Genomic DNA, 14,367 nt, shown 5'->3' with positions numbered 1-14,367 from the left:
CACGAAGAGGGAAAAACCACGCTTTTACCCTCTTTGTAAGCAATCTCTATCATTTAATTTCACATAAGGTGATTTGCCAGGCGGGCTTATGTCGGTTTCAAGGTTATCAGCGCGGATCTCCGTCCTGCTGATTATCACATTTTTACTGTTGTTGATGGCGACGCTCAGCCTGCTGCTGGGCGCAAAATCGTTGCCGGTTGGGGTTGTGCTGGACGCCCTGGGCGGCCAGTGTCGAAGCGCGGACTGCACGATCGTGCTCGACGCACGCCTCCCCCGCACGCTGGCGGGCATTCTGGCCGGCGGCGCGCTTGGCCTTGCCGGGGCGCTGATGCAAACCCTCACCCGCAACCCCCTTGCCGACCCCGGCCTGCTTGGCGTCAACGCCGGAGCCAGCTTTGCTATCGTGCTGGGCGCGGCGGTCTGGGGCCTGTCGTCTCCCGTTGCCCTGCTCGGGCTGGCATTTTTTGGCGCGCTCTCTGCCGCGCTGGTAGTCGCGTTTACCGGCAGCGCCGGCGGCGGGCAGCTCAGCCCGGTTCGCCTGACGCTTGCGGGCGTGGCGCTTGCCGCGGTGCTGGAAGGCCTGAGCAGCGGCATCGCCCTGCTTAACCCCGAAGTATTTGACCAGCTGCGCTACTGGCAGGCTGGCTCACTCGACATCCGCACTTTAGAAACGCTGAAAATTATCTCTGGCCCGCTGCTGGTTGGCTGTGTCATCGCCCTGCTGATAAGCCGCTCGCTGAACAGCCTGAGCATGGGGCACGACACCGCTACGGCGCTGGGCAGCAAGGTTGCGCGTACCCAGCTGCTGGGTTTGCTCACCATTACTCTGCTGTGCGGGAGCGCCACCGCCGCGGTTGGCCCCATAGTTTTTATCGGCCTGATGATGCCGCATCTGGCGCGCTGGCTGGTGGGCGCCGATCACCGCTGGTCGCTTCCCGTTACGCTGCTTGCTACCCCTGCCCTGCTGCTGCTGGCCGATATTATTGGCCGCCTGCTGGTGCCGGGGGAACTGCGCGTTTCGGTGGTCAGCGCGTTTATCGGCGCGCCGATGCTGATCTACCTGGTGCGACGCCAGCGTAAGGGGGTGAGCCTGTGAACCGTTTGTCCCCTCGGCTGATAGCAATGTGCCTGCTGCTGGCTGCGCTGAGCGTGGGCCTGGGCATCTGGAGCCTGGGGAGCGGCGTGCTGCCACTCTCTGCGCAGCAGGTCGTCGAGGCGCTGCTGGGTTCTGCTCCGCGTAATATTTCGCTGGTGGTCGTAGAGTGGCGTCTGCCCCGCGTGCTGATGGCGCTGCTTATCGGCGGCGCGCTTGGCGTGAGCGGGGCTATTTTCCAGTCGCTGATGCGCAACCCGCTCGGCAGCCCGGACGTCATGGGCTTTAACGCCGGGGCGTGGAGCGGCGTGCTGATTGCAATGGTGCTGTTCGGCCAGCATCAGGCGGCCATTGCCGCCGCGGCGATGGCGGGCGGTATTATCACCGCGCTGGTGGTCTGGCTGTTTGCCTGGCGTAACGGCATTGAAACCTTCCGGCTGATTATCATCGGCATTGGCGTGCGCGCCATGCTGATGGCCTTTAACACCTGGCTTCTGCTCCACGCCTCTCTGGAAACCGCGCTTTCCGCCGGTCTGTGGAACGCCGGGTCGCTCAACGGGCTGACCTGGGCGAGGCTCTTCCCCGCCGTGCCGATCATTTTGCTGGCGCTGCTCGCGGGCGCATTGCTGGTCAGGCGTATGCGTCTGCTGGAGATGGGTGATGACAGCGCCTGCGCGCTGGGCGTCTCCGTCGAACGCTCCCGCCTGATGCTAATGCTGGCCGCCGTGATCCTCACCGCCGCCGCAACCGCCCTTGCCGGGCCCATTTCGTTTATCGCGCTGATCGCGCCGCACATTGCCCGCCGTCTGAGCGGCACGACCCGCTGGGGATTACTCCAGTCGGCGCTGTGCGGCGGCGCGCTGCTGCTTGCCGCCGATCTCTGCGCCCAACGGCTGTTTATGCCGTATCAGCTGCCGGTGGGCGTAGTGACGGTAAGCCTGGGCGGCATCTACCTTATTGCGCTGTTGATTCAGGAGTCCCGTAAGAAATGAGCCAGATGTCACTTCCGCCGCGCCTGCACGGCGACGAACTTACTCTCGGATACGGTACGCACGTGGTGGCCGAAGGGCTGACCGTCGCCATCCCCGACGGGAAGTTCACCGCCATTATCGGCCCCAACGGCTGTGGTAAGTCGACGCTGCTACGCACGCTAAGCCGCCTGATGAAACCCACGGCGGGCAACGTCTGGCTGGACGGTCAGGAGATCCACCGCTTCGCCACCAAAGAAGTGGCCAGACGCATCGGCCTGCTGGCGCAGAATGCCAGCGCGCCGGGGGATATCAGCGTGGCAGAGCTTGTTGCACGTGGCCGCTATCCTCATCAGCCAATGTTTACCCGCTGGCGCGAAGAGGATCAGCTTGCGGTGACCAGCGCCATGCGGGCCACCAATATTCAGGATCTGGCCGATCAGCCCGTGGACACGCTTTCCGGCGGGCAGCGCCAGCGGGCGTGGATAGCCATGGTGCTGGCGCAGGAAACGTCGATCATGCTGCTGGACGAGCCAACGACCTGGCTGGATATCAGCCACCAGATTGATTTGCTCGAGCTGCTGAGCGATCTGAATCGTGAGAAGGGGTATACGCTGGCGGCGGTGCTGCACGATTTGAATCAGGCCTGCCGCTACGCCACGCATTTAATTGCGCTGCGCGACGGGAAGATTGTCGCCGAAGGCGCGCCGAAAGAGATCGTCACGCCAGAATTGATCGAAGCGATATACGGCCTGCGCTGCATGATTATTGAAGATCCGGTGGCGCACACGCCGCTGGTAGTGCCGCTGGGAAAGAAGTGAACTGACTTCCCGCCGGGCAATGGCCGGCGGGTAACAGCTATTGAGCGTTTTTACTCTTCTGCCGGCTTAAGCGCCGCTGCTCGTTACGCCGTTCCCTGCGCTGACGCTCCTCTTCCAGCTTCCGCTCCTCTTCTTCAGCCAGCAGCCGCTGCCGCTCGCGGGACGGCAGCTCCTGAAAGGCTTTTTCCTGAGCTTCAATAGCGCGTTCAATCTCTACAAGCGCCGCCATCATCTGGTCGATAATCGCGATTGATTTCGGCACGCGCTTTTCCCAGCGTTCAGGCGTCGTCCTGCTTACGCCCGCCACGCGGCACAGGTGGGTAATATTCGTATCCGCCTTCTTCGCCCGCGCTTTGATCGCATCTACCCGGCGATAAAACTCTTCTGCAAATGTGTTTTCCATCGTTCTGCTCTCCGTACTGTCCCCCGGTTATTTCACCATATTTGCAGCATCGGCGTCATCCCACAATCTCTTATCGTCGCCGCATTATATGTCGCACTCATTATGCAGCAAAAAAGACGCATTGTATCAAATAGTTTACAATGGGTATTATCACATTTCGAATATTGACCAGCATCAATAAACCATAAATAATCTGAATATTTCATGTTCATCTTTCGTATGAAACAGAAAATGACAAATGTTAAATATGTTGATATACGCTAACTTACGCACCTTCTTGTGTATTGGCGCTGCTTTTGTGTGATCTATTTTATATGCACGCTCAACGACTTAATTCGTAACGCAAAGAAATGCAAAAAAATGTCTTGCTGCAAATATTACCTTACGAGTAATATTTGCTCGTTCCCACCAAGGAACAAGTGAGAATCATTTGAAATAAGGTTTCAAATTATGTCAGCACAAAAAAAGCTGGCGACCGAGACGGCAGGCGCCCCAACGCAGTGGGTGGTGTTTACCGGGAAGCTCCCGGCCCAGATGAAAAAGCAGCTTAAGATTGTGGCTGCGCAAACAGGGATCAAACAGCAGGAGATCGTAGCCGACGCTGTTAAGAGTTGGATGAAGCTGAAAGGATTCGATGTAGAAGATTTGAATTGTGCGCCCTGACTGCCAGGTCAGAGCACACGATGATGACCAAACCCACGACATATGCTCTGCCAGGAGCGTCATGAGTTAAAAACTAGCCTTGATCACCGAGATCCAAAATATATGAATCGCCGTAAAATTGCATTTGCTATCTTTGCTATTGTTGCCGCTAGTACCTCTGCGCACGCATCCTTAAACACCAGGGATAAGGCTGCTTTTGACGCTTATCTTTCTGCCCATCCTGGTATTCAACAGTACGATCACTGGAAAATTGATCAGTTAAATCAACTGAATTCGCTTACTGAAGTAAATAATCAATTATCCAGTTATACCTATTATGATCAGCACCTGGGGATAAACGTTAAGCCCGGTCAGGTACCAGCATATCAGCCGCCAACAACGTCTATTCCAATGACAACGATTACTCAGCCAGTGGGTACCACGACGCCTGTCGCTCCTGCGAATAATAGTGTTGTGACAATGACGACAATGACAGCTGCAAGCAAAGCTAATAATGTTGTCGATACAAATACGGGCAGCCACCCCCCGGCAGCAACTTCTGCTTTTGGCGCTCAATATCTGAATGCTAAAAATGGTACCGATGATGCTGGCCAGCAGGCTGCACAAAAAGCGCTGACAGCACAAAAATATACCGCTGCAAACAGCGCCAGCCAGACATCGACAACACCATCTACCTTTGGCGCTCAATATCTGAATGCTAAAAATGGCACCGATGATACTGGCCAACAGGCTGCTCAAAGGGCGTTAACCACGCAGAAATATGCTGCGGCAAACAGCGGTAGTCAGACTTCGACAACGCCATCCACCTATGGCAATCAATATCTGAATGCAAAAAATGAAGCCGATAATGGTATTCAGCAAGCCGCCCAAAGAACGTTAACCACGCAGAAATATGCTGCGGCAAACAGCGGCAGTCAGACTTCGACAACGCCATCCACCTATGGCAATCAATATCTGAATGCAAAAAATGAAGCCGATAATGGTATTCAGCAAGCCGCCCAAAGAGCGCTAACCACGCAGAAATATGCTGCTACTACGGCCGTCAGCCCACTGGTTGCCTCTACTCCAACCACCTCGGAGACAGCCCTTGATACCGCTAATCACGTCAATAGCAGGCTCAATGCCGAAACTGCTGCCAGAACGGACTCTGATAAAAAGCTTGAAAAAGATATAGATCGCGCCAAATCCACTGGTGAACAAGCCCAGCATCGAGCCGATGATGCCTTTGCTTCAGCGCGGAAAGCCGAAGCCACAGGCGAGCACGCTCAGCATCGAGCCGATGAAGCTTTTACCACAGCACAGAAAGCCGAAACCACTGGTGAATACGCCCAGTCCCGCGCGGATACGGCCTTTGCTCACGCTGAAGCTAACAAGCAGGCGCTGGCGGCAACCAACCATCGCTTAGCGGCGGACGATGCAGAGCTGGCTAACCACGAACAGCGTATTGGCACGCTTGAAAGCCAGACCACCAGCAACTTTGCGAAGCTGAAATCTCAGATGGATGACAACCGTAAACGTGCTTCTGCGGGGATTTCCGGCGTGGCGGCGATGGCGAATATTCCTCAGGTCACCAACACCCAGGACTTCTCCGTCGGTGCTGGCGTGGGTACCGCTGACAGCGAATCTGCGCTGGCGGTGGGCTTCTCTGCCCGTGCGACAGAAAACGTTGTGGTGAAAGCTTCCGTCTCCGACGACTCACAGCACAACTTCGTGGCTGGTGCAGGCGTAGCCTACGGCTGGTAAAACACAGGCCTGCCCCGGCGGGCCTGATAACAATAAAAACTCGAAATAGATCCTTTAGCCCCTCCCGTGGGGCTTTTTTATTGTCGGATGCTGTTCCTGATGGGAACGATAAATATCAGTAGAAGACGAGCAGGTCTTCTATGTAGAGCGCGCTTTTTACCGACATATCCAGCCGCCATTCCACCACGTCATCGTGCCCCGTCTCCTCGCGAAACTGTTCGAAAGTGACGTAAAACGGCACCACCTGCCTGCCCTGCCCCAGTTTCCTGTGCTCCTGAGCCTGAACGCGCATGTCGTTTAACAGGATTTCACGGCGGTGCAGCAGCGAGTGCATTTTTTTCATGATGGGTTCGGGCAGGGAGCTGCGCCCTGACTCATAGTAGCGCCAGGTGCGGGGCTCAACGTTTCCGATGTGTCTGGCCGCCTCGACAACGTCCAGAAAGAGCAGTTTTCTGCAGGCCAGGAGGGCAAAGTTATTCATGTTTTCCCGTTGATTCAGAAAGGTTACTTAAACCATGCGGCCAAAAGTAAGCGAGGAGTCGAATTATCAGGCCTGAAATTGTAACACCGCCTATACCCACACCCATTGCATTACTAGTAATAAAATTTTACGGCTAGTCGCACGATTGATGCTTCTTTTTCGGGGAGCACATAATAATTTTGCGGAACAAGTTTGGGCACGATTGCGGATGACGCTTCGCATTGCCGCCCTACGCTCAACCCGTAGGGCGTATAAGCCTGCGTCATCCGTCGCACATCACGACATAGCCAGCACCCGCTGCAATACCGGCCCTATATCAACGAACGCGTCCGGGGAAATGATATCCACATGCGCGCAGTCCAGGCGCTGGATATCCAGTTCAGCAATCCACGGCGACCAGGTTGTCTGCGGATCCATCCCTTCCGGCAACGTTCGTTCGGCAACAAACAGCGTTGCCTTACCGCTAAACGGCACGCTCTGCGCCGTGGTTAACAGCCGGACGGCATCGCCGTAGTTGCCTTCGATAGCCTCAAAGAGCGCGTCTGACGCCTGCCCCTGCTGGGCTGCGACAAAAGCTTCCCGTTCGCGGTTTATCTCGTCCAGCACGGCCGGATCGAGGTTATTCGCCCCTTTTTCGGCCCAGTTTTGTGTTTCCGGCGGCCAGGTATCCAGCAGGCCCAGGAATGCCACTACCTCCCCCGCCTCCGCAAGCCTTGCGGCAATTCCCTGCGCAAGCGTGCCGCCCAGCGAATAGCCCATCAGATAATACGGCCCGTGGGGCTGTAGCTCTCTGAGGGTTTGCAGGTGAGCTTCGCAAACTTCTGCCAGGTTTTGTGCCTGCTGCATGGGACCCGATGGCCGCGGAGACTGGATGCCCGTAATCGACCAGCGCGGATCCAGATAGCGTTGCAGCACGCTGAACTGCCAGGCAAAGCCCGACGCCGGGTGGAAACAGTAAAGCGTCGGCCCGCTGGATTTTCGCAATGGCAGTACGGGCTCAAACCCGGCGCGGTTCGCCTGCTCTTCGCTCTGTTCTTCAGCAAGCGTTTCGGCGAGCTGGCGCACCGTGGAAGCAACCATGATTTGCCCCACCGTCAGCGGCCTGTCGAGGGAACGACGAAGCTGCGCCGCCAGGCGCATCGCCAGCAGCGAATGGCCGCCCAGCGCAAAGAAGTCATCGTCGACGGAGTGAACGTCAGCGCCAAGCAGCCCGGCAAAGGCTTCGGCGACAGTTTTTTCCAGAGCCGTATCAGGCGCACGTCCAGCAGCGCGTTTTGCCAGCTCCGGCAGCGGCAGCGCCCTGCGATCCAGCTTGCCGTTGGCGCTGAGCGGGAAATCATCAAGCTGCACAAGCGCAACCGGCACCATATGCGCCGGAAGCGCGGCCGAAAGCTGTTCCCTTAGCCCCTCAAGCGGCAGCGGCCTCCCGGAAGCTGAAACCAGATAACCAATCAGCTGGCGGGCATCGCCGCCGCTAGCCGCCGCCTGATTGAGAACGCAGGCGTGCGTGACAGCCTGCGCCACATCTTCCAGCGCCTGCATTGCCCGGTCGATATCCCCCAGCTCAATGCGCTGGCCGCGAATTTTGAGCTGATCGTCGCTGCGTCCCAGATACTCCACCGCGCCGTTGTCCAGCCAGCGGGCAACGTCCCCCGTGCGGTACATGCGCTCGCCGGGCTCAAAAGGATCGGCGATAAAGCGGCTGGCGGTGAGATCCGGGCGGCCAAGGTAGCCCTGGGCCAGCTGGATACCGGTAAGATAAAGATCGCCAGCAATGCCCGGCGGCACAGGCCGCATTGCCCCATCGAGGATCCGCAGCCCGGTATTCCACACGGGCCAGCCAATCGGCACGCTGCTGCCGGTCACGCGGGCAAGATCTTCGCCATAAGCCGGGTACCAGCTCACGTCTACGGCGGCTTCCGTCGGGCCATAGAGGTTGTGCAAAGGCGCGTGGGTGAGCTGCTCCCATTCCCGGCACAGATCCGCTGGCAGCGCTTCACCGCTGCAGAACACGCGCCGCAGCGTGGCGCAGCTGACAATCGCTGCATCGCCGTCCAGGGCGGAGACAAAGGCCGCCAGCATTGAAGGCACAAAGTGCGTGGTCGTTACGCGATAGCGGGCAAAGAGCTGCTGCAGCGCCTGCGGATCGCGATGTGCTTCGGGCGGTGCCATGACGAGCTGCGCGCCGACAATGTACGGCCAGAAAAACTCCCAGACTGAAACATCGAAGCTGCACGGCGTTTTTTGCAGCACCACGTCTTCACCGTTCAGCGGATAGTGGTTCTGCATCCACAGCAGGCGGTTGACGATGGCCTGCTGCCCGACCATGACGCCTTTCGGGCGGCCGGTAGAACCGGAGGTGAAAATGACGTAGGCGGTGTGATCCGGTCGGGATAAATTCAGCTGCTGGGGCCGATGTGCAGCCGGAAACGTTCTTTCGTAGCAGTAAGTTTTCAGTCCTTCGATGGTGCTGAAGCGGGCCAGCTGCTCCGTGGAGGTGATAAGCAGGCGCGGCCCGGCGTCTTCGAGCATCATTTGCAGGCGGTCGTCAGGGTAGCCGGTATCCAGCGGCAGCCAGGCCGCCCCAACCTCAACAATCGCCTGTAGAGACAGCGACAAAAAGACCGAGCGAGGCAGCGCCACGGCAACCACATCCCCAGGCTTCACGCCCAGGGCGATTAATTCCCCCGCCAGCGCCAGCACCTGGCCACGCATTTCGCGATAGGTAAACTGACGCTGCGCGTCGGCCAGCGCCGGGGCGTCCGGTGTGCGCTGTGCCTGCTCCGCAATCAAAGCGCCGAGCGTGGTGGATGGAACCTCCGTTTGCGTGGCGTTAACGCTGTTCAGCAGCTGCGTTTCTGAATCGTGCAGCAGTTCCGCATCGGAACAGCGTAGCGCGGGATTAGCCGCAAACTGGCGCAAAAGCAGCGGCAGGCGCGCCAGATGCTGCTCCAGCGTCCGGGCCTCGTAGCGTTCAGCGTTCGCCAGCAGCTCAAGGGTAAACTCCCCCTGTTCACCGATGTAGAGCGCAATTTCCAGGTCGCGCACCGGGCCGGAGGCCAGCTGGTGCGTCACGCCTTCGGTGCCGTTGAAATCCAGGCGGTAGTCGAACATCTTCAGGTTCAGCACCGGGCCGTAAAGCGGCTCGCCGCTGGAGACCTGGCCCAGGTCGCGCTGGATTTGTTCGGCGTCGTAGCGCTGATGGCGGCGCAGGGTTTTCAGCTCTCTGGCAATCTCCTGCGCCAGCTCTGGCAAAGTTGCCGTCGGAACAATACGCACGCCAAACGGCAGCACGTTAAGCACCGGGCCGGTGGCGCACAGGGCGGCGGAACCAATGCGGCGCATAAAAATAAAGCCTGCGGAGTAGTCCATGCGCCCGCTCAGGCGGCCCAGCCAGAGTGCGACCAGCGCGAGCGCCATGTCGGCAGGGGTTAAACCGGCGCTGTTGACCAGCGCGTCAAAATCCGTCCGGTTAAAATCAAGCCTCTGGCGGATCAGATGCGTGGTCGACCCCTGCCCGGTCAGCGGCTGGGTAGAGAGTGTGGCAGGAGGCGGCAGCTGGCGGGCTTTTTCGCCCCAGAACGCCGCGTCACGCTGCCGGGTGCCCGATTGCTGGTAGCGCTGATACTCCTCAACAACATCGCTGAACGGAGTGAACGGGCCCGGCTCAGGCTGCTCGCCCCGGCAGTAAGCGGTGTAAATGTTGGCGATGCGGCGGGTAATTGCGGTGAAGCTGAAGCCATCGACCACCAGGTGATGGAAACGCTGATACCAGAACCAGCGCGTTTCGCTCAGGCGCAGCAGCGCATGGAAATATAACGGCTTACCGCTGGCGAGGCGTAAATCCCGATCCAGATCGTCACGCATAATAGCCAGCGCGGCAGCCTGCGGATCGGCTTCCTGACGCAGATCGCGGCAAAGCGGCGGCGTAAAGGTCGCCTCGGGATCAATCCACTGGCGGACCTCGCCGTCTTTTTCAGCAAAGCACATGCGCAGCGTATCCGCTTCCGCCATTCCCGCCACCACGGCTTTGCACAGCAGCGCTTCGTTTAGATAGCCTACCAGCTCCACATAGTGCGCCACGCTCCAGGCGTTAGGCTGCGGCGAAAGCTGATCCGCCATCCAGATGCCCGGCTGGGCGGCGACAAGCGGCAGCATTTCAGCCTGCTGTTCTACTGGGTTCATCAGGACTTCACTCACTTCCTGCCCCCCGCATCAGCAAAAGAGACGGGCTGCAGTTCACGCCAGTTTTCTTTAAGCCAGCGGGAGCACTCTTCCTGCCCCGCCGCCTCGCACACCATCTGCCATCCCGCAGGCAGCGCGCAGGTTTCCGGCCAGAGGCTGTACTGACTGGCGGCGTTCTGAAGGATAAAAAACCGCCCCTGCGGGGCGTCGAAAGGGTTACTGTACTCCATGCCTTACTCCTGTCTTTAAGCGCTCTGCCAGAGCCAGCTAAGCCCGTCAGGCAGGCCGCCGCGCCAGCAAAGCGCATCATGTCCGCCGTCAACCTGACGCCAGAAAACAGCCTGCTGTGTTTGTTGTAGTAAGGGATACAGGTTCTGATTGACCTGATAAATCAGCGGCTCGCGGAAGCCCGCCTCAAGATAAATGCGCAGCGGCTTAGGTTTTATCGTGCCGTCTGCCAGCTGCCTGATGAGCAGCCCGTCCTGCGCCTGCGGATCGCGTTTCGGCCACCAGTAAGAGCCGGACTGGCTGAGGACGCAGCCAAAGGTTTCGGGCCAGTTTAGCCCGGCATACATAGCCGACAGCCCCCCGAAACTCTGCCCCGCCACGACGGTGGTTTTCGGATCCTGGCACCAGAGGGTAGTTTCCCGCAGCTGCGGCAGAAGCTCTTCCTGCACGGCAAGCCAGAAATCAGGGTTGCAGGGCAGCTCTTTGCTGCGGTGTTGGATATCGATGACGTCAATAAGCACGTAGACGGCTTCTGGCAGCTCGCCCGCGTTGGTTTGCGCCTGTAGCGCGGGCCAGACCGGCAGGCTTTCCGCCCAAAATTGTCCATCAAGAAGAATTGCCAGCGGGCGCTGTTCAGGTTTGCTTTCACCCGTTGTGAATACCCAAACGCGACGCTGATTGCCCAGCCGTTTACTGTGCCAGGTGATGCATTGTGGGGTATGCCAAACCTTTGCCGGGTTGTCCCAGCCTGCCTGCACCGGTGAATCCGGCAGGTGGAGAGCGGAGACCGGGTGACCACGCCCGCCCTTCCAGCTGTCCGGGTTCAGCGGGTCGGCAATCGCCAGCGGCAGCAGCTTGCGCCAGCCTTCGCGCAGCGCGGTGCGGTCGGCGCGAATGCCCTCGAAGGCCGCCGCCGGGAAATCCTCTTCGCTAGCTGAGGGAATAAGGCAGTAGGTGCCGCGCCACTGCGAGCTGAGCTGCGTTTGCCACTGCCAGACGTCGGTGCCGGGCAGGCGCGCGAGGGACTGTGGCTGCGAGCGCTGGTGGTGGTCCGTTACGCCGGTGATGTAGATCCACACGCGTTTAATGTCAGAGGCATTTTCATCTCCGGCGGGATCGCGCCACCAGAAGGTGACCGAGCAGCTTCCCACCTCCTCGCGGGTCACGGTTGGTCCTCCCTCCCGCGATTTTTCCTGCCACCACGCTTCACTTCCGGGCTCTATTCTCGACACCATTTCATAACCCCATGTTATCAATGGAATATTACTCATAACACTGAAATATTCCGATAATAATATTGATAATTATTTGCATTTGCAATAGCGTATTCGCGCTCTGTGAGCTACGGCTTCTGAGCTAAAACAATAAGTTGCCGAATTGCAGGGATAATGCTGCTTTTTTGTTTCAGCATTAGCACGCGGTATCGGTTTCACTCACGGACATCCATGCTGCACTCCGGCCCTCTGGGCAAGGAAAACGCGGAGCTCAGCGGAAAAGCAGGCCACCATAATGAATAAGAAGATCCAGTATTCCCTTGCGATGCTCATCAACATGGGAATTTACAGCGCCGCGCTCCCCGCGCTTGCTGAAGAAAACACAGCCGACAATAAAGAAACTACAGAAACGCCCGTTCAGGAGGACACCGTCGTGGTGACCGCCGCCCAGCAAAACCTGCAGGCCCCGGGCGTGTCGACCATCACCGCTGACGAACTGAAAAAGCGTCCGCCCGCACGCGACATTTCTGAACTTGTCCGCACCATGCCGGGCGTGAACCTCACCGGCAACTCCACTAGCGGCCAGCGCGGCAACGGCCGCCAGATCGATATTCGCGGCATGGGCCCTGAAAACACCCTGATTTTGATCGACGGTAAGCCGGTGACCAGCCGTAACTCCGTGCGTCTTGGCTGGCGTGGCGAACGTGATACCCGTGGCGATGCGAGCTGGGTCCCGCCGGAAATGGTCGAGCGCATCGAAGTGATCCGTGGCCCGGCAGCAGCCCGCTATGGCAACGGCGCGGCGGGCGGCGTGGTGAATATCATCACCAAAAAAGGCGGTAACGAGTGGCACGGCACCTGGAACACCTATCTCAACGCCCCCGAGCACAAAGACGAAGGCTCCACCAAGCGCACCAACTTCAGCCTCAACGGCCCGCTGGGCGGGGATTTCAGCTTCCGCCTGTACGGTAACCTGGATAAAACTCAGGCCGACGCCTGGGACATCAACCAGGGGCACCAGTCCGAACGCACGGGGATTTATGCCGATACGCTGCCCGCCGGTCGTGAAGGCGTAATTAACAAGGACATTAACGGCGTGGTGCGCTGGGACTTCGCGCCGATGCAGTCCCTTGAGCTGGAGGCGGGATACAGCCGCCAGGGCAACCTCTATTCCGGCGACACCCAGAACACCAATACCAACCAAATAGTCAAAGACAACTACGGTAACGAGACCAACCGCCTCTACCGCCAGACCTACTCCCTGACCTGGAACGGCGGCTGGGATAACGGCCTGACCACCAGCAACTGGGTGCAGTACGAGCACACCCGCAACTCGCGCATGCAGGAAGGATTGGCGGGCGGCACCGAAGGGATTTTCGCCAGCGACAAGTTTAAGGATATCGACCTGAGCGACGTGCTGCTGCACAGCGAGGTGAATATCCCGATCGATTTCGTGGTGAACCAAAACCTGACGCTGGGCACCGAGTGGAACCAGCAGCGCATGAAGGATCAGACCTCCAACGGCCAGACCTTTATGGGCGGGACCATTCCGGGTTACGACAGCACCGGCCGCAGCCCGTACAGCCAGGCGGAGATCTTCTCTCTGTTTGCCGAAGACAACATGGAGCTGACCGACAGCACCATGCTGACGCCGGGCCTGCGCTTCGATCATCACAGCATCGTGGGTGACAACTGGAGCCCGTCCCTGAACCTTTCTCAGGGCCTTGGCGACGACTTCACCCTGAAAATGGGCATCGCCCGCGCCTATAAAGCGCCGAGCCTGTACCAGACCAACCCAAACTACATTCTCTACAGCAAGGGCCAGGGCTGCTACGCCAGCGGTACGGGTGTGGGTTGCTACATGATGGGTAACGAAGATCTGAAGGCGGAGACCAGCGTCAACAAAGAGATCGGCCTTGATTTCAAGCATGAAGGCTGGCTGGCCGGGGTGACCTGGTTCCGCAACGACTACAAAGACAAGATTGAAGCGGGCTACTCGCCGGTAGGTCAGACCTCCTCCGGCGCAACCAGAACGGATATCTATAAGTGGGACAACATCCCGAAGGCCGTTGTTGAAGGCCTTGAGGGTACACTGAACGTCCCGGTAAGCGACGCCGTTAGCTGGTCGAACAACCTGACATACATGCTGCAAAGTAAAAACAAGGAGACCGGAGAGCGCCTTTCCGTCATTCCTGAGTACACGCTGAACTCCACGCTGAGCTGGCAGATCCGTCAGGATATCTCCGTTCAGTCGACCTTTACCTGGTACGGCAAACAGCAGCCGAAGAAGTTCAACTACAAGGGCCAGCCGGCAACCGGTTCGGAAACCAACGAGGTTAGCCCATATAGCATCGTCGGCCTGAGCGGCACCTGGGACGCCACCAAAAACGTCAGCGTAACGACGGGCATCGACAACCTGTTCGATAAGCGCCACTGGCGCGCGGGTAATGCCCAGACCACCGGCGGCAACACGGGTTATATGTACGGCGCGGGTGCCGAAACCTATAACGAATCCGGCCGGACTTACTATGTGAGCCTGAACACGCACTTCTGAGTGCGTAACGCTGG

11 protein-coding genes are annotated in these 14,367 nt (G+C 58.6%); 6 read left to right on the top strand and 5 right to left on the bottom strand.

Going from position 1 to position 14,367, the window contains the following annotated elements:
• The first annotated feature begins 88 nt into the window (after positions 1-88).
• From fepD to fepC, 3 genes are read left to right on the top strand one after another with little or no spacing between them, the layout of a single operon-like run.
• On the top strand, positions 89-1,096 hold the full coding sequence (gene fepD, locus ACA108_05745) for a Fe(3+)-siderophore ABC transporter permease (protein XEX97032.1): 1,008 nt from the start codon (positions 89-91) through the stop codon (positions 1,094-1,096).
• Positions 1,097-1,122: 26 nt separating this feature from the next.
• Positions 1,123-2,085, top strand: coding sequence for an iron-enterobactin ABC transporter permease (fepG, locus tag ACA108_05740; protein ID XEX98027.1), 963 nt, complete (start codon positions 1,123-1,125; stop codon positions 2,083-2,085).
• A gap of 5 nt (positions 2,086-2,090) precedes the next feature.
• On the top strand, positions 2,091-2,882 hold the full coding sequence (gene fepC, locus ACA108_05735; GenBank protein XEX98026.1) for an iron-enterobactin ABC transporter ATP-binding protein: 792 nt from the start codon (positions 2,091-2,093) through the stop codon (positions 2,880-2,882).
• A gap of 37 nt (positions 2,883-2,919) precedes the next feature.
• On the opposite strand, the gene ACA108_05730 is transcribed toward fepC, so the two are convergent.
• A complete protein-coding gene (locus ACA108_05730; GenBank protein ID XEX97031.1) occupies positions 2,920-3,285 on the bottom strand; it encodes a hypothetical protein in 366 nt (121 codons plus the stop codon).
• 450 nt (positions 3,286-3,735) lie between these two features.
• On the opposite strand from ACA108_05730, the gene ACA108_05725 reads away from it, so the two are divergent.
• Together ACA108_05725 and ACA108_05720 are read left to right on the top strand one after the other, a co-directional pair.
• Positions 3,736-3,948, top strand: coding sequence for a hypothetical protein (locus ACA108_05725; GenBank protein ID XEX97030.1), 213 nt, complete (start codon positions 3,736-3,738; stop codon positions 3,946-3,948).
• Positions 3,949-4,050: 102 nt separating this feature from the next.
• The gene (locus tag ACA108_05720) at positions 4,051-5,691 is read left to right on the top strand and encodes a YadA-like family protein (protein ID XEX97029.1); all 1,641 of its coding nucleotides are present in this window, start codon (positions 4,051-4,053) and stop codon (positions 5,689-5,691) included.
• 115 nt (positions 5,692-5,806) lie between these two features.
• Here the strand turns inward: ACA108_05720 and ACA108_05715 are convergent, their stop codons facing one another.
• The 4 genes from ACA108_05715 to fes all read right to left on the bottom strand — a co-directional run bounded on the left by ACA108_05715 (position 5,807) and on the right by fes (position 11,817).
• Positions 5,807-6,172, bottom strand: a complete 366-nt coding sequence (locus tag ACA108_05715) for a DUF1870 family protein (protein ID XEX97028.1) — start codon at positions 6,170-6,172, stop codon at positions 5,807-5,809.
• 276 nt (positions 6,173-6,448) lie between these two features.
• Positions 6,449-10,357: an enterobactin synthase subunit F gene (locus ACA108_05710; GenBank protein XEX98025.1), complete on the bottom strand. Its 3,909-nt coding sequence runs from the start codon at positions 10,355-10,357 to the stop codon at positions 6,449-6,451.
• Positions 10,358-10,368: 11 nt separating this feature from the next.
• Complete coding sequence (locus ACA108_05705; protein ID XEX97027.1) at positions 10,369-10,587, bottom strand: MbtH family protein; 219 nt, start codon at positions 10,585-10,587, stop codon at positions 10,369-10,371.
• A 15-nt stretch (positions 10,588-10,602) separates the two neighbouring features.
• Positions 10,603-11,817 carry an enterochelin esterase gene (gene fes, locus ACA108_05700; protein XEX98024.1) on the bottom strand — a complete coding sequence of 405 codons (1,215 nt, stop codon included), beginning with the start codon at positions 11,815-11,817 and terminating at the stop codon, positions 10,603-10,605.
• Positions 11,818-12,094: 277 nt separating this feature from the next.
• On the opposite strand from fes, the gene ACA108_05695 reads away from it, so the two are divergent.
• A complete protein-coding gene (locus tag ACA108_05695; GenBank protein XEX97026.1) occupies positions 12,095-14,353 on the top strand; it encodes a TonB-dependent siderophore receptor in 2,259 nt (752 codons plus the stop codon).
• Positions 14,354-14,367 lie beyond the last annotated feature (14 nt).

It is taken from the genome of Dryocola sp. LX212 (assembly GCA_041504365.1).
Lineage (GTDB): Bacteria > Pseudomonadota > Gammaproteobacteria > Enterobacterales > Enterobacteriaceae > Dryocola.
This window is presented reverse-complemented; position numbering and strand designations above follow the sequence as displayed.

Coding starts and splice junctions, on each gene's coding strand:
- fepD (XEX97032.1), top strand. CDS start 89: ATGTCGGTTTCAAGGTTATCAGCGCGGATCTCCGTCCTGCTGATTATC.
- fepG (XEX98027.1), top strand. CDS start 1,123: ATGTGCCTGCTGCTGGCTGCGCTGAGCGTGGGCCTGGGCATCTGGAGC.
- fepC (XEX98026.1), top strand. CDS start 2,091: ATGTCACTTCCGCCGCGCCTGCACGGCGACGAACTTACTCTCGGATAC.
- ACA108_05730 (XEX97031.1), bottom strand. CDS start 3,285: ATGGAAAACACATTTGCAGAAGAGTTTTATCGCCGGGTAGATGCGATC.
- ACA108_05725 (XEX97030.1), top strand. CDS start 3,736: ATGTCAGCACAAAAAAAGCTGGCGACCGAGACGGCAGGCGCCCCAACG.
- ACA108_05720 (XEX97029.1), top strand. CDS start 4,051: ATGAATCGCCGTAAAATTGCATTTGCTATCTTTGCTATTGTTGCCGCT.
- ACA108_05715 (XEX97028.1), bottom strand. CDS start 6,172: ATGAATAACTTTGCCCTCCTGGCCTGCAGAAAACTGCTCTTTCTGGAC.
- ACA108_05710 (XEX98025.1), bottom strand. CDS start 10,357: ATGAACCCAGTAGAACAGCAGGCTGAAATGCTGCCGCTTGTCGCCGCC.
- ACA108_05705 (XEX97027.1), bottom strand. CDS start 10,587: ATGGAGTACAGTAACCCTTTCGACGCCCCGCAGGGGCGGTTTTTTATC.
- ACA108_05695 (XEX97026.1), top strand. CDS start 12,095: ATGAATAAGAAGATCCAGTATTCCCTTGCGATGCTCATCAACATGGGA.